At 70.2% G+C, this 16,825-nt stretch carries 13 protein-coding genes; 5 read left to right on the top strand and 8 right to left on the bottom strand.

Annotated features, from left to right (window positions below):
- Positions 1-129: 129 nt before the first annotated feature.
- Positions 130-780, top strand: coding sequence for a flavodoxin family protein (locus WFH23_RS08370; protein WP_090145662.1), 651 nt, complete (start codon positions 130-132; stop codon positions 778-780).
- Here WFH23_RS08370 and WFH23_RS08365 read toward each other — a convergent pair.
- Complete coding sequence (locus WFH23_RS08365) at positions 768-932, bottom strand: hypothetical protein (protein ID WP_176698233.1); 165 nt, start codon at positions 930-932, stop codon at positions 768-770. The two genes, WFH23_RS08370 and WFH23_RS08365, sit on opposite strands and share 13 nt — an antisense overlap.
- A gap of 174 nt (positions 933-1,106) precedes the next feature.
- On the opposite strand from WFH23_RS08365, the gene WFH23_RS08360 reads away from it, so the two are divergent.
- The 3 genes from WFH23_RS08360 to WFH23_RS08350 all read left to right on the top strand — a co-directional run bounded on the left by WFH23_RS08360 (position 1,107) and on the right by WFH23_RS08350 (position 3,853).
- Positions 1,107-2,483, top strand: coding sequence for an NAD-dependent succinate-semialdehyde dehydrogenase (locus WFH23_RS08360; protein ID WP_336662192.1), 1,377 nt, complete (start codon positions 1,107-1,109; stop codon positions 2,481-2,483).
- A 79-nt stretch (positions 2,484-2,562) separates the two neighbouring features.
- A complete protein-coding gene (locus WFH23_RS08355) occupies positions 2,563-3,039 on the top strand; it encodes a hypothetical protein (RefSeq protein WP_090145658.1) in 477 nt (158 codons plus the stop codon).
- Positions 3,040-3,067: 28 nt separating this feature from the next.
- Positions 3,068-3,853 (top strand): alpha/beta fold hydrolase, encoded by a 786-nt coding sequence (locus WFH23_RS08350; protein ID WP_336662191.1) that lies wholly within the window; start codon positions 3,068-3,070, stop codon positions 3,851-3,853.
- A gap of 18 nt (positions 3,854-3,871) precedes the next feature.
- Here the strand turns inward: WFH23_RS08350 and WFH23_RS08345 are convergent, their stop codons facing one another.
- From WFH23_RS08345 to WFH23_RS08335, 3 genes are read right to left on the bottom strand one after another with little or no spacing between them, the layout of a single operon-like run.
- A complete protein-coding gene (locus tag WFH23_RS08345; protein ID WP_336662190.1) occupies positions 3,872-6,028 on the bottom strand; it encodes an iron ABC transporter permease in 2,157 nt (718 codons plus the stop codon).
- Between the two features lie 16 nt (positions 6,029-6,044).
- Entirely contained in the window at positions 6,045-7,097 is a 1,053-nt protein-coding gene (locus tag WFH23_RS08340) for an ABC transporter substrate-binding protein (RefSeq protein WP_090145653.1), read from the bottom strand.
- Positions 7,094-8,017 carry an ABC transporter ATP-binding protein gene (locus tag WFH23_RS08335; RefSeq protein WP_336662189.1) on the bottom strand — a complete coding sequence of 308 codons (924 nt, stop codon included), beginning with the start codon at positions 8,015-8,017 and terminating at the stop codon, positions 7,094-7,096. Before WFH23_RS08335 ends, WFH23_RS08340 begins: the two co-directional genes overlap by 4 nt.
- Before the next feature lie 211 nt (positions 8,018-8,228).
- On the opposite strand from WFH23_RS08335, the gene WFH23_RS08330 reads away from it, so the two are divergent.
- A complete protein-coding gene (locus WFH23_RS08330; RefSeq protein WP_090145645.1) occupies positions 8,229-8,675 on the top strand; it encodes an MmcQ/YjbR family DNA-binding protein in 447 nt (148 codons plus the stop codon).
- A gap of 11 nt (positions 8,676-8,686) precedes the next feature.
- Here the strand turns inward: WFH23_RS08330 and WFH23_RS08325 are convergent, their stop codons facing one another.
- The 4 genes from WFH23_RS08325 to WFH23_RS08310 form a co-directional block, all read right to left on the bottom strand.
- Complete coding sequence (locus tag WFH23_RS08325; RefSeq protein ID WP_336662188.1) at positions 8,687-10,831, bottom strand: YncE family protein; 2,145 nt, start codon at positions 10,829-10,831, stop codon at positions 8,687-8,689.
- Positions 10,832-10,943: 112 nt separating this feature from the next.
- Positions 10,944-11,855 carry a methyltransferase family protein gene (locus tag WFH23_RS08320; protein ID WP_336662187.1) on the bottom strand — a complete coding sequence of 304 codons (912 nt, stop codon included), beginning with the start codon at positions 11,853-11,855 and terminating at the stop codon, positions 10,944-10,946.
- A 70-nt stretch (positions 11,856-11,925) separates the two neighbouring features.
- Positions 11,926-14,154 (bottom strand): acyltransferase family protein, encoded by a 2,229-nt coding sequence (locus WFH23_RS08315; RefSeq protein WP_336662186.1) that lies wholly within the window; start codon positions 14,152-14,154, stop codon positions 11,926-11,928.
- Positions 14,155-14,234: 80 nt separating this feature from the next.
- Positions 14,235-16,811, bottom strand: a complete 2,577-nt coding sequence (locus tag WFH23_RS08310) for a LuxR C-terminal-related transcriptional regulator (RefSeq protein WP_336662185.1) — start codon at positions 16,809-16,811, stop codon at positions 14,235-14,237.
- Positions 16,812-16,825 lie beyond the last annotated feature (14 nt).

Below are 16,825 nucleotides of genomic sequence, written 5' to 3'. Positions count from 1 at the left end.
AGGACGCTGAACTGCGGAGGATCATGCCGCTTTCGGCGGGTTGCCGCGATCCGGGGCCACGGCTAGCGCGAGCGCGCAGAATGCGAAACCCCCTGATGCCGTCTCGGCGCCCGCCCGTAGTCTCGGCCCATGTCAGGATACGAGACCACTTTTGATGCCCATGACGAATCCTTGATCGCCGCTCCCAGGGCGCTGCTCATCAACTGCACGTTGAAGCCGTCGCCCCAGCCCTCGAGCGGTGACGTGCTCGGCGGGCAGGTGCTGCAGCAGTTGCAGGAGCACGGGGTGCAGGGCTCGTCGATCCGCGCGGTGGATCACCGGATCCTCCCCGGCGTCGAGAACGACATGGGTGAGGGAGACGCCTGGCCCGAGATCAGAGAGGCGGTGCTGCAGGCCGACGTGCTCGTGTTCGTGACGCCGACGTGGCTGGGGCAGCACTCGAGCGTCGCGCAGCGCGTGCTCGAGCGGCTCGACGCCGAGATCTCCGCGACCGACGCATCGGGTCGTCCCACCCTCTTCGGCAAGGTCGCGATTCCCGTTGTCGTCGGCAACGAGGACGGCGCGCACCACATCTGCGGCATTCTCGCGCAGGCGCTCGGCGACACCGGCTTCACGATTCCGGCGCAGTCCTCGGTCTACTGGAACGGTCAGGCGATGGGCGGCACGGATTACCGCGAGCTCGACGAGACGCCGGAGGCGGTGGCGACGACCATCCGCACAGCGGCGGCCAATGCCGCGCACCTCGCGGAACTGCTGCGGGGCGAGCCCTACCCCGTGTGAGTCGTCGCGTCGTCGCGCTGCATCGCGGAGCGGCGGGCGCGCTGAGCGCGGATCGCGATGTTCCAGCGCTTCGCGTTGAGCGCGGTGACGACGGCGGCGACGACGCCGGGAACGGCGATCGTCATGATCAGGATGAGGGCCTGGGGTTCCATGGTTCGAGCCTAAGCAGGTTCGCGGCGCACCGCCTCCCCCGAGAGGATGACTCCCGGCGAGGTTCGCCGCGCACGCATTCCCGAGGGGCGTGGGTACAGTGGGACGCGGAGCCGCGTGATCTCATGCGGATCCTGGCGCGTCGACGCGCCGCCCTATCTGGAGGAAAGATAACCATGTCCAAGTACCGGGTGCAGAATCCTGCCACGGGTGAGGTTCTCGAGACGTTCGAGGCCGCGACCGATGCGCAGATCGAGGAGGCGCTCGCGGGCGCCGACGCCGTATACCGGGAATGGCGGGAGCGGAGCGTGCAAGAGCGCGCCGCTGTCGTCAAACGGGTCGCCGAGTTGTTCATCGAGCGCAAGGACGAGCTCGCTCGTCTGATCGCGCTGGAGATGGGCAAGTCGATCGCCGAATCGATCGACGAGGTGGAGTTCGCGGCCCAGATCATCGACTACTACGCGGTGCACGGTCCGAGCCTGATCACCGATTACGAGATCCCGAGCACGATTCCGGGGAAGGCGTACATCGAGCACCTGCCGGTGGGCGCGCTCCTCGGCGTGATGCCGTGGAATTTCCCGTACTACCAGGTGGCGCGCTTCGCAGCGCCGAACCTGGTGCTCGGCAACACGATCCTGCTCAAGCACGCCGACGTCTGCGCGCGTTCTGCGCTGACGATCCAGGAGATCATGGAAGAGGCCGGCGTTCCCGTCGGCGGATACCAGAACGTGTTCGCCTCGCACGATCAGATCGCGACGATCATCGCCGACCCGCGGGTGCAGGGAGTGTCGCTCACGGGCTCCGAGCGCGCTGGAGCGATCATCGGCGCGCAGGCCGGATCGCATCTGAAGAAGGCGGTGCTCGAGCTCGGCGGCATCGACGCGATGGTCGTGCTCGACTCCGACGATGTGGCCGATGTCGCGAAGCAGGCGTGGGATTTCCGCGTCTACAACGCCGGCCAGGTGTGCAACTCGAACAAGCGCCTCATCGTGATGGACGACATCTACGATGAGTTCGTCGCTGAGCTCGTGAAACTCGCCGAGGGCCTGGAGCCGGGCGACCAGCTCGATCTCCAGGAGGGCCAGTACGTGCCGCTCTCGTCGCGCACAGCTGCGGAGACCGTCGACGCGCAGGTGCAGAAGGCCGTCTCCGAGGGGGCGCGGCTGCTCGCGGGCGGCACGCTCTCCGAGGGGCCGAGCGCGTACTACTCGCCGGCGGTCCTGGTCGACGTGCCGCGGGATTCCGAGTCGTACGGCGAGGAGATCTTCGGGCCGGTCGCCACGGTGTACCGGGTGTCGAGCGACGAGGAGGCGCTCGAGCTCGCGAACGACTGCGCGCTGGGGCTGGGCGGTTCGGTGTTCTCGACCGACGAAGCCCGCGCCACTCGGGTCGCCTCGCGACTCGAGACCGGCATGAGTCACGTAAACATCATCGCCGCGGAGTCGGCTGAGATTCCGTTCGGCGGCGTGAAGCGCTCGGGCTTCGGCCGTGAGATGGGTCCGATCGGCATCGGGGAGTTCGCGAACAAGCGACTCTTCTTCGTCGCCGAGTAGCGCTCTCGTCGCGGTGCTGCGAGCGGGTCGGGGATGCGCCTCCGGCCCGCTCGCATGCGCGGGGTGCAGACTGGGATGCATGCGCATCCGCACCGAGTTCGAAGCCGCTTGCCCGCCTGACGTCGCCTGGCGCGCGCTCCACGATCCGAGCGTCGCGGCCGAGCTGTACGCGCCGTTCCTCGTCATGCAGCCCGAACGCGCGTTTCCGGTAGCGCTGACCACTGGCACCGAGATGCGCGCGCGGCTGCGCGTCTTCGGCGCGCTGCCGGTCGGCGCCCAGATGATCCGGATCACCGATCTTCCCTCGGCCGCGGGCGCCGACTGGCCCCGTACGATGCGCGATCACGGTCGTCCGCTCACGGGACCGCTCGCACTGCTCGCCGAGTGGCGGCACGAGATGACGATCTCGCGATCCCGCGCCTCGGAGCACCGTGCGGTCTGGACGGATGAGCTGCACATCGGCGGCGCGATCGCACCCCTCTTCCGGCCGGTGCTCGCCCTGATGTGGCACTGGCGTGGGCGCAAGCTGCGCCGCCTCGCCCGGAACTGGCAGTAGACGCTCACGCGAACGGGAGGGACGGGGAATGGCCAACGTGCGCATCGGCGGCGTCGACCTGTACGAGGAGGTCGCGGGCGCGGGCGAGCCCGTCGTGATGCTCCACGGCGGCTTCTGCTCGCTCGAGTCGCTCGCCCCGATCGCGGGCGCGCTCGCCGCATCGCGCCGCGTGCACGCCTACGAGCGGCCCGGGCACGGTCGTTCCGCGGATATCGCCGGGGGCTACTCCTACGAGAGCGGGGTCGCCGATGCGCTCGCCTATCTCGACGCGCACGATCTCGCCGACGCCCACATCGTCGGATACAGCGACGGAGCGATCATCGGGCTGCTCCTCGCAATGCAGCATCCGGAACGAGTGCGCACGCTGACCGCGATCAGTGCGAACCTCGACCCTTCGGCCTACGACCGAGACCCGGCGGTGAACGGGCCGATCCTGCCGGCACTGCCGCCGGCCGGCCGCGCGGCGCACAGCCCCGAAGCGCAGGATCGCGTGAGCCCCGAGCGCGAAGCCTTCGAGCGCCTGTCGCCCGATGGCGCCGCTCACGCCGACGCCGTCTGGGAGAAGTGCATGCGACTCTGGACGACCGAGCCGCACATCGACCCGACCGACCTCGCGCGCGCCACCTCGCCGGTGCTGGTGCTCGCCGGCGACCGCGACACGGTGCGACCGCTCCACTCGCTGCGCATCGCCGCAGCGCTGCCGAACGCGCGTCTCGGCTTCATCCCCGGCACGACGCACGGTCTCGTCGCGGAGAAGCCGGCGCTCGTCGCGGCGCTCATCGAGGATTTCCTCGGCGAGGCCGTCACCGGCTGAGCGGGGTGCGCCCCCGCCTCAGGCCGAGCGCCGCAGCAGCCACACGAAGTATGGGGCGCCGATGAGTGCGAGCATCAGCCCGGCGGGCAGCTGGGCGGGCGAGATGAGGGTGCGTCCGAGGGTGTCGGCCACGCAGACCAGCAGGCCGCCGAGCAGCATGGAGACGGGAATGATGCGCGTATGCCTGGCGCCGACGATGGCGCGCGCCAGGTGCGGGGCGACGAGTCCGACGAAGCCGATGACTCCGACCGCCACCACGCTGACCGCCGCGAGTGCGGCTGCGATGGCGAGCAGCGAGAAGCGCGTCTTCTCGAGCCCGATGCCGAGAATGCGCGGGGTGTCCTCGTCGATGGCGAGCAGGTCGAGATGGCGGCGCAGCCCGATGAGGATCGGCAGGGCGATCACCAGCGCGATCGCGACGGGCAGCACGTCCGGGAGTGACCGCCCGTAGGTGGTGCCGGAGAGCCACGTCAGGATGCGCGGGGCGTTCCAGGGGTCGGCGCGCAGCAGCAGGAACGTGGTGAGCGCCGTCAGGCCGTACCCGCAGCCGATGCCGATGAGCACGAAGCGATCGGGCAGCATGCCGCCGCGCCAGGAGAGCACTGCGATGAGCGCGAACGTGGCGAGGCCGAAGGCGAGGGCGAGCACCACGAGCAGCGGTCGCCCGCCCCCATTGGTCACGGCGATCACGGCGCCGAGCCCGGCACCTGCCGTGATTCCCAGCAGTCCGGGCTCCGCGAGCGGGTTGCGCACGGTCGACTGCACGACGCAGCCGGAGAGCGCGAGCGCCGCGCCCGCAAGCAGCGCAGCGGCCACGCGCGGAACGCGTTCGTCGATGGCGCGCGTGACCAGGTCGGGAGCGGCTCCCTGCAGCCAGAGTGCGAGGTCGCCCGTTCGCAGCCACAGGCTGCCCGCGAGGAGCCCGACGATCGCGGCGGCGACGAGGAGCACCCCGGCGATGGCGATGACGACGCCGAGACGGCGGCGGGAGCGCCCGGGGGCTTTCGCCTGTGGCGGGTTCCGCACGCCCCCCGCGTCTCGCATGCGGAGCGCGAGCACCACGATGACTACGGCGCCGAGCAGCGCGGTCGGAATTCCTGTGGGCACGGACGTCGCACCCTCCGCGCCGAGGATCGCGCGGAGCCCGGCATCGGCGAGGAGGATGAGGAGCGCGCCGAGCAGGCCGGAGACCGGGATGAGTAGCACGTGCCGTGCGACGGGCCGCACCTTCGCGGCGATGAGCCGGGCGAGCACGGGTGCTCCGAGTCCGACGAAGGCGATGGGCCCCGCCAGCATGACGGCGGTGCTCGTGAGCAGCACGGCGCAGGTCACCGAGATGAGTCGGGTGGCGCGAATCGGCACCCCGACCGCGGAGGCGGTGTCGTCGCCGAGGCCGAGCACGTCGAGTCGGCGTGCGAGCAGCAGCGCCACCGCGAGCACGACGACGATGAGGGGGATGGCGCGCAACGAGGCGTCGATGTTGAGCTGCGCCAGAGATCCGCTGCCCCAGGCGAAGAGGCCGGTGGTGTTCTCCTTGAACAGGATCAGCAGCATCGCGGTGCCGGCATCGAGTGCCATCGCGAGCGCAGAACCGGCGAGGATCAGTCTGGTTGTGCCGGTACCAGCGGTACTGCCGGCGAGGGTGAGCACGAGCGCGGCTGCCGCGAGACCGCCGACGAAGGCGACGCCGCCAGACGCCCACATGGGCAGCGACAGCCCGAAGGCCGCGACTGCAGTGAGCGCGAAGTACGAACCCGCGGTCACGGCGAGCGTGTCGGGAGAGGCGAGCTGGTTGCGCGTGATCGATTGCAGCAGCGCGCCTGCGACTCCGAGCGCGACTCCGACGGCGATGCCGGCCGCGAGACGCGGCAGTCGGGAACCGGTGAGCACGTCGCCCACCGGGACGCCGTTCACCGATTCTCGGGCGCCGCCCGCGTATCGCATGAGGTCCCAGACCCCGACGCCCGAGGTTCCCTGGGTGATGTGCCAGGCGCCGACGGCAACGACGCCGACCGCCAGTGCGACGAGCACCGCGACACCGCTCGCTCCACCGCGCAGGCCCAGGTTCCGCAGGCCGGGTCCCTGCGGCCTCGGGCCCTGGGATCCAGTGGTGCCGGCATCCGGAGCCGCGGGTCCTCGCGGCCCCGCGGTCACGGGAGCGGTGCTCGTCGCCATCGCGTTCCTGTGTCCGCTACTTCTCGAGGATCGCGTCGACGAATGCGTCGACGGCCTGCTGGCCCGAGAGCGGACCGCCCGCACCCCAGACCCCGGAGGGGAAGGCGCGCGCACGGCCCTCCTCGACGGCGGGGAGCGAGTTCCAGATCGCGCTCTTCTCGAGCTCGTCGGTGTAGCCGCCCTCCTCCGTGTAGAAGAGGTTCGCATCGCCGACGGCCGTCAGGCCTTCCAGATCGGTCTGCGCGAGGCCGTAGGCGGGATCCACCCCGCCGTTGCCGTACGCCTGGTCGATGTCGTCCGACCACGCCGGGGTGAGGCCGAGCTCTTCGCCGAAGGCGGTGAACAGCGCGCCCTCGCCGTAGGGGCGGATCACGAGGTTGCTGCCCTCGATCCAGCCGTCGAAGTAGACGAAGTCGGTCGTGGGCAGGTCGGCGGTGGCGACCTCCTCCTTCGCGTCGGCGAGGTGCTGGTCGAAATCGGCGAGCACCGCCTCGGCGCGCTCGGTGCGGCCCGTGGCCTCGGCGATGAGCGTGAACACGTTCTTCATGTTGCCGATCGGGTCTTTCGTGTCGGCTCCGACTGTCACGAGAACGGGCACATCGCTCTCCTGCTCGAGCGTCTGCACGATATCGGCGTCGGCCTCGAAGGCCTCGACGATGATGAGGTCGGGCTTCGCGCCGTAGAGCGCATCCAAATCGGGCTCGCCTCGGGTGCCCAGGTCGACCACGTCCTCGGGAAGCTTCTCCGCGCTCACCCACGTGGAGTACCCCTCGGGGTCGGAGACCGCGACGGGCGCGACGCAGAGCGTCATCGCGTCTTCGGCCTGCTGCCATTCGAGCACCGCGATGCGCTCGGCCGGTGCGTCGAGCTGCACGGTGCGGCCGACGCCGTCGGTGATCTCGATCGGACCGGTCGACGTCGTGGTCGAGTCGTTCTGGCAGGCCTCTGATGTCGCCTGAGGCGCGTCGTCGGCGCCTCCCTCGACAGAGGTCGTGCCGCAACCGGCTGCGGTGAACGCGACGGCGGTGACGACCGCGGCCGCGGCTGCGGTGCGAAGAGTACGGATCATGCGGGGTTCCTCTCGGAGGGGGTGGCTGGAGTGAACGAGACGTGGGGGATGCCGGCAGGGCTTCCGGCGCTGGGCGATCGTGGCGCGTGCCTGCTGATCGGGTCGACGCGCACGCGACCGGTCAGTTCGTCGACGTCGACCTCGACGGGGATGCCGTAGACCTCGCGGAGGTGCTCAGCGGTGAGCACGTCGGCCGGGGCGCCCGAAGCGCGGATGCGCCCGTGATCCATCAGGATCAGGTGGTCGGCGACGCGCGCGGCGTGGTCGAGATCGTGGAGCACGATGCCGACGGCGACACCGGTCTCTTCGACGAGATCGCGCACGAGGTCGAGTGTTTCGATCTGATAGCGCAGGTCGAGGTGGTTGGTGGGTTCGTCGAGGAGCACCGCGCCGGTCTCCTGCGCGACGCATGCCGCGAGCCACACGCGCTGCATCTCGCCGCCCGAGAGTTCGCCGACCGGGCGGGTGGCCATGTCGCGCACGCCCGTGGCACCGAGCGCATGATCGATCGCCCGTCGATCGGCCTCGGTGAGGCCGGCGAAGCGGCGACGGTGCGGATGGCGGCCGAAGGCGACGACTTCACCGACGGTCAGGCCCTGCGGAGCTGGGCGCGACTGCGAGAAGAGGGTCACCTCGTGGGCGAACTCGCGGGCGGTGAGCAGCGAGACGGGGCGGGCGTCTGAGGTCCCGGCGGCCCTGATCGTCACCGCGCCGCTGGGCGCCGGGTGGAGACGGGCGAGCGCGCGCAGCAGTGTGGACTTGCCGCTGCCGTTCGGCCCGACGAGGGCGGTCGCGCGTCCGGGCCGCAGCGTGATCGACACGTCGCGCACCACGTCGGTCTTGCCGTACGCGAGATCGAGATGCTCGCCGCGCAGGGTCACGGGTTCGCGCGACGCAGATGCTGGACTGGCTGGTGGCATGCGGTGGATCCTGAATCGAAAGGGGCGGGGACGAGGCGATTCCGACTCGGTCGCTCGTGCAACTTAGGACAGCCTTGCTTACATCAGACTAGTTGCGGGCGGTCCGCCTCTGCAATTTCCATGCAAACTCTGAACGCGCGGATCACCGTCCTGAACGCGTGAGTGCGCGCCGACGCTGGCGAGCATCGACGGGGTGCGCGAGAATCGACCCATGGACGGTCTGGTGCTGCAGGAGCGAGCCGCGGCGCGCACGAACGAGCTGCCGGGGGCCGCACTCGAGCACCCGTTCGGCCCCGAGTTCGACGTCTACAAGGTGTGCGGCAGAGTCTTCATGCTGGTGTCCGATCTGCGTGAGACGCCCATCGTGACGCTCAAGGCCGCCCCCGCCGACGCGACGGCGCTGCGCGAGGCCTACGTCGAGATCAATCCGGGCTACCACATGAACAAGAAGCACTGGATCACCCTCACGGGGGGAGGGGCACTCGAACCCGAGATGCTCGACGATCTGGTGACCGAGTCGTACCTGCTCGTGGTCGAGAAGCTGCCCCAGCGCCTGCGTCCGGTTGACCCGGCGACGTTCGGCCGCCGCGTGGAGAGCATCGCGGGTGACTCCGCTGAGCCGGCCCCGGACCCGGACGAGTCGCGAGGCCGGCCCTGATCGGTGCGATCTCAGCGCGTGGTGCGGCGAGCGGCGCGTGCGCCCAGCACGAGGACCCCGGCGAGCGCGAGGGAGGCCGCGAGCCCGGCCAACGGTGCGGTGTCGGCCCCCGTCGCGGCCAGTTCAGGAGAACCGGCCGTCTGCGCAGCAGCACGCGCCGGGGCACCCGTCGACGCACCCGGTTCGACCGCACCCGCCTCGCCGGCACCGTCGACGCCGCCGTCTGCGGCTCCGGTGGCCGTCCCCGCGCCGTCTGCGGCTCCGGTGGCCGTCCCCGCGCCGTCTGCGGCTCCCTCGGCACCGGTGTCGGCATCGGCTCCAGCCGCGGCTTCGACGACCGTCGCGGTCACGGAGAACGGCAGCGGCACCTTCTCGGAGTCCATCGCTGCACCGGTGGTCAACCACCAGGGCTGCAGTTGCGGATCGAGCCACTGCACGAAGTCTGCGGGGTAGGAGTCCGGGTAGGTGCGTCCGTTGAGTTCGAGCGCGCGCCCGGTGAAGTCAGGGGTTGCGGTCAGTGAGAGTCGGTCTCCCTCACGCGTGATCACCGCGTCGGAGAACGTCGCGAGAGCGACTCGTCGATAGCCGTCGCTCGCGAGTTCGCCGGACACCTTCCACGCCGCATCGAAGGTCAGCGATCCCGTGCCGTCGGCGGCGATCTGCAGGCGGGGGTTGCCCAGGGTGGTGCTCACCTCGGGCGCGAGGCCCGGGTAGTGCTGCACGAAGATGCCGTCGTTCCAGACGATGTCGGCCGCGCCGCTCACGGTGTCGTACCAGCCCGATCCGTCGGCGAACCCGAACTCCGCGTTCTCACGCGTGGTGGCTCCGAGCGGTCTCGGTGACCAGGCCAGCATGTACTCGTTGAGCGCCCACGCCAGGCCGCCGTCACTCGTCTCCGACGCGCCGGCGGGTGCCGGGCTCGCCGCTGGCGCCTCCGGACCCTCCCACGGGGCCTGCTCGCCCGGGGGCTCTTCGGTGTCGCCCTGACCGGGAGTCTCCTCGCGGATCATCGGGGTCACCAGGTCGCCCGTTCGAACGAGCTCGCTCAGCCTGTCGGAGTACGGGTGGCTGATGTAGGCCCGCGTGCCATCGGCATTCACGTCGAGCCCCCATGTATCGGCATTCCCGGCGCCGGTGCCGGCGGTCACTCCGGCAGCGGTGAAATCGACGGCCGTCTGCGCGGTCCAGGTATCCGGGCTGATGACGGAGACGGTGTTCGAGAATCCGTCTGTCGTGAAGACCTCGTGCGTCGTCGGATTGACGGTCATCTCGTAGACGTTCTCACCCACCTCGATGGGCGTGCCGACGAAGCGGCCGTCTGCGACGCGAAGGCTCACCACCTTCGTGCGGTCCCACGAATCGGTGAGCGTCGGCGACACGGCGATATGCAATTCGCCGAGGCGCTCATCCATCGCCAGCGCCGCGGCGCGGCCCCCCACCGGCTCCCCCTCGACGGCGAGAGCAGAGACGGGGAAGGCGAGCGAATCGACCCAGGTGCCGGTGATGGTGCTGTAGCCGGTGATCACCTTGGCGCGCCCCTCGGCGATCCAGATCATGTGGTTCGTCGAGTCGTAGACCGCGTCCTTGATCAGGGGGTAGCGCTCGGTGCTGATCGCGATCGGCGCGGAGACGGCGCCCGTTGCCACGTCGACACGGGTGAGGGCGCTCGAATCGTAGACGTAGAGCATTCCGGTGTCGCGATCCTCGACCACGCCGCTCGGGAAGGCGGGCACCCCTCCGATCTCGCGCACCTCGTGGTCGGCCGACTCGAGGTCGACGATGCTGATGGTGCCCGATCGGTTGTGCAGCACGTAGAGGCTGGCACCGTCGGCGCTCAGCGCGATGTCCGTTGGCTCTGCCTGCGGCAGGTCGATGCTCTCGGCGGCAGGAGATCCGGTCTGCATGTCGAACCACTCGATCCGGCTGAGCGGTCCTTCCGCGGAGTCGCCGTCGACGGTCACGTAGACGCGCTGGCGGGCGTCGTCGACTACTGCGGTGCGGCTCACCTCGCCGACGCTGTGCGTGCCGGCGATGGCGAACTGCGAGCTCGCGGCCCGGGCCGGTTGCGGAATGAGGATGAGCGCGAGGCCGGCGAGGAGCAGCGCGGCGAGCGCGACTGGGAGGAGGCGCAGAGGGTGTGCTGGAGCGGATCGCATAAGAAGTCGGTCTCCCTGAAACGGTGGTCTGGACAGACCACTCATCATATGAAACTTAGGACACCCTACACAACATCCGATCAATCTCGGCGCGTTGCCCGCCTTCGGTTCGTCAGCGGCGGGGAAGCCGCGGCGCGCGCGGCACCCAGCAACCCACGTCGCGCTCATAGGCCGCGAACTCCGAGCCGAAGCGCGCGCGCAGATCGGACTCCTCATGCGGTCGGATCAGCCAGTTCCACACGACTGAGCCTGCGAGCGCGTAGAGGACGACGAGCCACGATCCGAGCATGCACCCCACCCCGACGCCCTGCACCACGCCCGCGAGCGCCATCGGATTTCGCACCCACCGATAGGGCCCGGCGATGACGAGACGCCGCGCCGACGCAGACGGAAGCGGTGTGCCCTCACCTCGGGTCGACATGGTGAGCGCCGACCAGACGCCGAGCGCACTTCCGGCCGCGAAACACGCACCGCCGGCGACCGCTGCGAGCAGCGGAAACGCGATCCTCACCCCCCAGCGCGCCTCGATCACGGCGATGACGAGGGGCAGCACCCCGAGGAAGCACCCCCAGAACACGATGATCTGGCGCCCGGTCCGGGCGACGTATCCGCCGCTCGTCGCGTGATCCGCCTCACGGAACGCGAACGGACCGACGAGCAGCTCGTCGCTCGGAAGGCGCCCGTACCGATCGAGTGCTCCGGCGCCGATGCTGCCGAACGCAGCCGCCGCCATCGCGATGGCGCCCCACCCGCCGAGTCCTGTCACCGTCGCGTACGTGGACATGCCGAGGGCGACGAGCAGCGTCCAGGGGACGGCGACCCAGACTGCCGACCGCACGCCGGCCGCGACGAGCGCCGAAGCGCCGACGAAGAGCGGGATGTCGAACACCGCGATGGTCTCAGCGTCGAGGCCGCCGAGCGTCGCCTGCCGCACTCCAGGGACGGTGAACACGCCGACCCACCACAGCGCGCCGGCGCCTGCCTGCATCCCGAAGTACCAGCGAGCCATCGCGCGCGCGAACATGCTCCGAGTCTACGAGGCGGGCGCGATACCGCGTCTGCAGCAGCGCGCCGCGCAGGCACGCGGTCGCCCGTCACGCCCGCAACACCGCGGAGACCCGATCTGCGAAGGGATCTGCGAGCATCTCGGCGTAGGCCCAGCTGACATGGTGCGAATCGCGAAAGGCGAGTACCCCGCCGATCACCGGCGGGCACGAATCCTCGACGATGAAGTACTCGCTCATGTCGACGAGGTCGACGACCGGCGTCGCGTCTGCGGTTCGGCTGCGAGGCGTCGCCGTGGAGAGCGACTCCGCGGCGTCGGCGAGTGGGTCGGCGCCCAGCGCCTCGGCCATCGGCACCGCGCACGCGTCGGCCGCCGTCGTGCCGTGGCCGGATACGCACTGCAGCACGCGCTCGGCCATCTGAGGGGTGTCGCGGATCGCGAGGACCCGCTGCACGGAGGGGGGCAGCTCCCGCCACCGCTCGGCGTATCCGCGCTCCGCCGCCGCTCGCCAGTCACCACTTCCGGAGACCATCCGATTCGTCGACTTCGCCGCCGTCATCACCGTGTCGATCGACGGATCGTCGACGAGGCGCTGCAGGACCGCATCGTTCCAGGCCGCGCAGTCGGAGCGCAGCGCCACGTTCTCGGCCTCGGGCGAACTCGCGAAATCGCGCTCGGCGGCGGTGAACGGGCACGACGCCTTCGCCATCACGATCACGCGCCACCGCTGCTGCTCGGCCCGGTGCACGAGCGCCGGGAGCCACTGCTCCGCGTGCGAATCGCCCACGAGGGCGATCGTGTGCGTTGCGCGTGCGGCGTCCGCTCCGTATTCGCACGGCTCGACCGCGGTTCCCGCTCGCGGGCTGAGGCACCGCTCGGGGGAGACCGCCGCGAGTGCCGGCTCGGGAATCGGCAACTGCTCGGGCAGCGCTTCGCACCCCGACTGCGGGTCGAGAGCGGAGACGCCGAGGCACGGATCGGGATCTTCCAGCACCACGGCCACCCGATTCCGCTCCGCTTCCACCTGCTGATCGGCCGGGTGCACGCCGACGAGCGCGCCGGCGAGCAGCATCACCATGCCGGCGCTGGTGATCGCCAGCGCGCGAGCATCGGGCCAGTCGCGGGAGAGCTCCGCACGGAACGGGTCCTCGACCCAGACCTTCGAACCCCACGCCAGCAGAATCGTCGCACCGATCACCGCCATCGCGCCGAGCACGCCGGCGCTCCTCCCGAGCGCGAACGGCAGTAGCACGATGAGCGGGAAGTGCCAGAGGTACGCGCCGTACGAGATGTCGCCCAGCCACTGCATGGAGGGCGCGCCGAGCCAGCGCGTCGGAGCGGCTGCCCCGGCGGGCTCCTGCGCCGCGATGATGAGCAGGGTGGCGATCACCGGGAGCAGCGCGGCCGCGCCGGGAAACGGGGTGGCATCCGTGAACCAGAGGGCCGCCGCGGCGATGCCGGCGAGCCCCGCCCACGCCGCTGCGCTGCGCACCCGCACCGGCAGACGGTCGAGGATCGCGCGGCGCGATGTCGCCGCCCAGGCCAGCAGGCCGCCCGCCGCGAACTCCCACGCCCGGGTGGTCGTCACGAAATACGCCTGCGCCGGGGCGGCGGAAGTGAGCACGATCGAGGTGATGAGCGAGGCGACGCAGACGCACGCGATGAGCCACGCGAAGACGGGACGGAAGCGGAGCCGCGTGACACGCGCTGCGACCGCGACGGCGAGTACGGCGGCGAGCGGCCACACGATGTAGAACTGCTCTTCCACGGAGAGCGACCAGTAGTGCTGCACGGGGGAGACCTGGGATTCCGCCGCCATGTAATCGACCGACTGCGCCGCCAGCACCCAGTTCTGCACGTATCCCGCCGACGCGGCCACCTGCGCGAGGAACTCGGGAAGGTAGCCGCGAGGTGCGAAGCACCAGACCGAGACCAGTGTGACGGCGAGCACGAGGAGCGCGGCCGGCAGCAGTCTCCTGGCGCGGCGCGCCCAGAAGCGAACGAGATCGACGGTGCCCGAGGTCTCGGCCTCGCGGAGCAGCTGACCCGTGATGAGGAACCCGGAGATCACGAAGAACACATCGACGCCGATGTACCCGCCCGGAAGGGCTTCGGGGGAGAGGTGGTAGAGCAGCACGAGGGCGACGGCGATGGCGCGCAGGCCCTGAATGTCGCGACGCACGCGGTGCTCCGATCGAGGCGGTGCGCCGAACGCCGCCCCCGATGCGCCGCTCGCGCCGCCACGCTCGCCTCCGGGGGCCGCTACCGCTGCCGGTACCGGCGCCGCTGCCGCTTGCGCGGGCGTCGAACGGGACATTGCATCGCCTTCGCTTCACCTGTGAGCTCGTCCAGACAGGCTATGCAACGATTCGGCCACGATTCAAGGCCTTGCGCGACTCAGACCAGCCCCATCTGGCGCGCCCTGGCGAGGGCCTCCGTGCGGCTCGAGACCTTGAGCTTCTTGTAGATGCTGCGCGTCTGCGTCTTGATCGTGTTGGAGGACACGTGGAGATCGCCCGCGATGTCGTCGATGGATCCGCCCCTCGCGAGTTCGATCAGCACCAGCGCTTCGCGCTTCGACAGCTCTTCGAGCACGACCTCGTCGCCCGCGAAGGGGCTGCCCGGGGGAACGCGCCAGATATCGAGCGGCACGAGCGTCCTGATGATGGCCATCTCGCCCGACGGAATCCAGAGGAGCGGCAGTCGATTGTCGAGCCGGTCGAGTGCGAGGAACGCCTGCGTGGCGAGGGATGTCGCGCACTCCGCATTGCCCTGCCGTGCATACGCCGCCGCGCGGAGCAACTGCTGCTGCACGGCTTGCGCCGGAAACGGGCCGCTGTCGTTCGCGCTCGAATCGTGGGCGTCGCGCTCGAGCGCGTCGAGATGGGTGAGAGCGTCGATCGGCTGCGATGCGAGGATCGCGAGTCGTGCGCGCGCCAGACGAGACGAGGCGCCGATCCCCGGGTGCGCGAGGGCTGCTCGTGCGCCGACGAGATCTCCGGTCGCGAGCAGGAACTCGCCGCGGAGCGTCTGCAGCTCTTCGGCCCACCCGGCGCTGAGCGGCAGATGCTCGCGCGCGGCGAGCGCCCCGTCGAGTTCTTGATATCCGAGCGCTGCCTGATCCGCGACCAGCCGCGCGATTCCGCGCGTCCAGACGATCGCCGGCCACAGCTCCGACTCGTCGAGGTGCGTCTCGGTCGATCGCAGCGCCTCGAACGCCTCGTCGTGTCGCCCGAGGCTCGACGCCCGCAGCGCTCTGGCGAGGTGCCAGCCGATGCTGTGCGGGGAGTCCCACCAGTCGGCCCGCGAGGCGTCGACGGCGGCGAGTTCGCGTTTGGCCGCCCGCAGGTCGCCCATGCGCGCGTGCGCGAAGGCGAGCATCGAATGCTGGTGAGTTCGACGGGCCGGGTGCGCATCGTCGGCCAGCCCCTCGGCGAGTGCGAGTGCGCGAGGAATGCGGGCTGCGAGGAGTTCGGTGAGGACGACCTGCAAGCGGGCGGCGTGCATTCCCGACCGCCAACTCGGGGAGCCGAGTCCGCTCTGCCGTAAGAACTGCTCTCCAGCCTCAGCCGCTGCTTCGTAGGAGCGGCTCACGCGCAGCCCGGCGAACCGGGCGAGCTGCAGCAGGCGGCCCGCAGCCCCGCCCGCCTCCGCCACTCGATGCTCGAGCGTCGGCATGCCCAGCTCGAGCAGCTGCCGCATGCGCGGCGTCGGCACCAGGGAGTCCTCGCTCAGGGCGACGGCGATCATGATCGGGATCGTGCCCTCGCGCTGCTGCCGCTCCGCTGAGATGCCCTCCGTCACCGCGACGAGTTCGCGCGAGCGCTTCAGGTTGATCTCCGAGTAGTTGCGCACGAAGTGGGGGAAGATGGCGCGATCCATGTTTCCGTCGATGAGGAGTTCGAGGATGTCGATCGGATCGGCGTGCTCGTACAGGTGCTCGAATGCGAGTCGGCGCACCTCGGCGATGCGCTCCTGCGGGAGCTCGGTGAGCGCTCGAGGACGCAGGGCGCCCGCGATGAGCGTGTGCAGCCGAAACGCCGCGCGACCGTGCCGGGATTCCACGCGGCCGTATCCGAGCGCGTCGAGGCGCTCGAGATTCGCCCAGGCGTTGGCTCCCCCCAGTCGATCCGCGAACGATCGGTCGATCTCCGGCACCAGTGCGGCCATCAGGGCGAGCGTGCGGTTTTCGGGAGCCGGGAACTGCGGAGCGAAGTCGGCGAGCGCACCCTCGATGCCGTATTGCACCTCGTCGGGAGTGGGACGGCGCGCACCGTCTCGCGACAGGCTCGTCATGACGGACAATGCGAGGCGCACCGCAAGCGGGTGGCCCCGAGTCGACCGTCGCAGCGCGGCGAGCTCGGGCGTCGACAGCTGATAGGGCAGCGTCGCCGCGAGCGCAGCGATCTCGTCCGTCGTGAATGCGAGATCGCTGATGCTGAGGGAGGTGACGGCGAGCCCTGCCGCGGTCAGGGGAACCTCGAAACGGGTGCGCGATCTCGATGCGGCGAGCAGTCTCAGGTTCGGGGATCGGCGAAGCAGCGACACCAGTTGATCCTGCAGCTCGCCCGCGACGAAGTGCAGGTCGTCGAGCACGAGCGTGACGGGATGCGGGTCGCGCATCGAGGCCGAGGTGATGAGCGAGAGCGCTTCTTCGGGGCGAATGCGTCCCGCCAGGTAGTCGTTCGCGAGCGACGCGAAGGTCTCGGGGCGTGCGGCCTGCAGCGCCTGGAGGAGTCTGGACCACAGACTGTGCGGATCGCTCGCACCGGAATCGAGTGCGACCCATGCCGGTGCGGAGGGGCGGTGATACGCCAGCCACTGCGACATGAGCTCGGTCTTCCCCGCGCCCTGCTCGGCGTGGATGATGACCACGCGCCCGGAATGGCCGATCCGGTGGAGGAGGCGGTCGCGCCGTACGTGCCCGTGCGCGTCGACCGCGGCGCGCGCTTCGGCCACAACGTCCCCCGGCACTGAGCTTCCCCACT

This window comes from Leucobacter sp. USHLN154 (genome assembly GCF_037145595.1).
Taxonomy (GTDB): Bacteria; Actinomycetota; Actinomycetes; order Actinomycetales; family Microbacteriaceae; genus Leucobacter; species Leucobacter alluvii.
Note: the sequence above shows the minus strand (reverse complement) of the source record. Positions and strands in the feature narration are given on the sequence as shown.

Coding starts and splice junctions, on each gene's coding strand:
- WFH23_RS08355 (WP_090145658.1), top strand. CDS start 2,563: ATGCGCATCCGCACCGAGTTCGAAGCCGCTTGCCCGCCTGACGTCGCC.
- WFH23_RS08360 (WP_336662192.1), top strand. CDS start 1,107: ATGTCCAAGTACCGGGTGCAGAATCCTGCCACGGGTGAGGTTCTCGAG.
- WFH23_RS08335 (WP_336662189.1), bottom strand. CDS start 8,017: ATGCCACCAGCCAGTCCAGCATCTGCGTCGCGCGAACCCGTGACCCTG.
- WFH23_RS08315 (WP_336662186.1), bottom strand. CDS start 14,154: ATGTCCCGTTCGACGCCCGCGCAAGCGGCAGCGGCGCCGGTACCGGCA.
- WFH23_RS08370 (WP_090145662.1), top strand. CDS start 130: ATGTCAGGATACGAGACCACTTTTGATGCCCATGACGAATCCTTGATC.
- WFH23_RS08330 (WP_090145645.1), top strand. CDS start 8,229: ATGGACGGTCTGGTGCTGCAGGAGCGAGCCGCGGCGCGCACGAACGAG.
- WFH23_RS08325 (WP_336662188.1), bottom strand. CDS start 10,831: ATGCGATCCGCTCCAGCACACCCTCTGCGCCTCCTCCCAGTCGCGCTC.
- WFH23_RS08320 (WP_336662187.1), bottom strand. CDS start 11,855: ATGTTCGCGCGCGCGATGGCTCGCTGGTACTTCGGGATGCAGGCAGGC.
- WFH23_RS08345 (WP_336662190.1), bottom strand. CDS start 6,028: ATGGCGACGAGCACCGCTCCCGTGACCGCGGGGCCGCGAGGACCCGCG.
- WFH23_RS08365 (WP_176698233.1), bottom strand. CDS start 932: ATGGAACCCCAGGCCCTCATCCTGATCATGACGATCGCCGTTCCCGGC.
- WFH23_RS08340 (WP_090145653.1), bottom strand. CDS start 7,097: ATGATCCGTACTCTTCGCACCGCAGCCGCGGCCGCGGTCGTCACCGCC.
- WFH23_RS08350 (WP_336662191.1), top strand. CDS start 3,068: ATGGCCAACGTGCGCATCGGCGGCGTCGACCTGTACGAGGAGGTCGCG.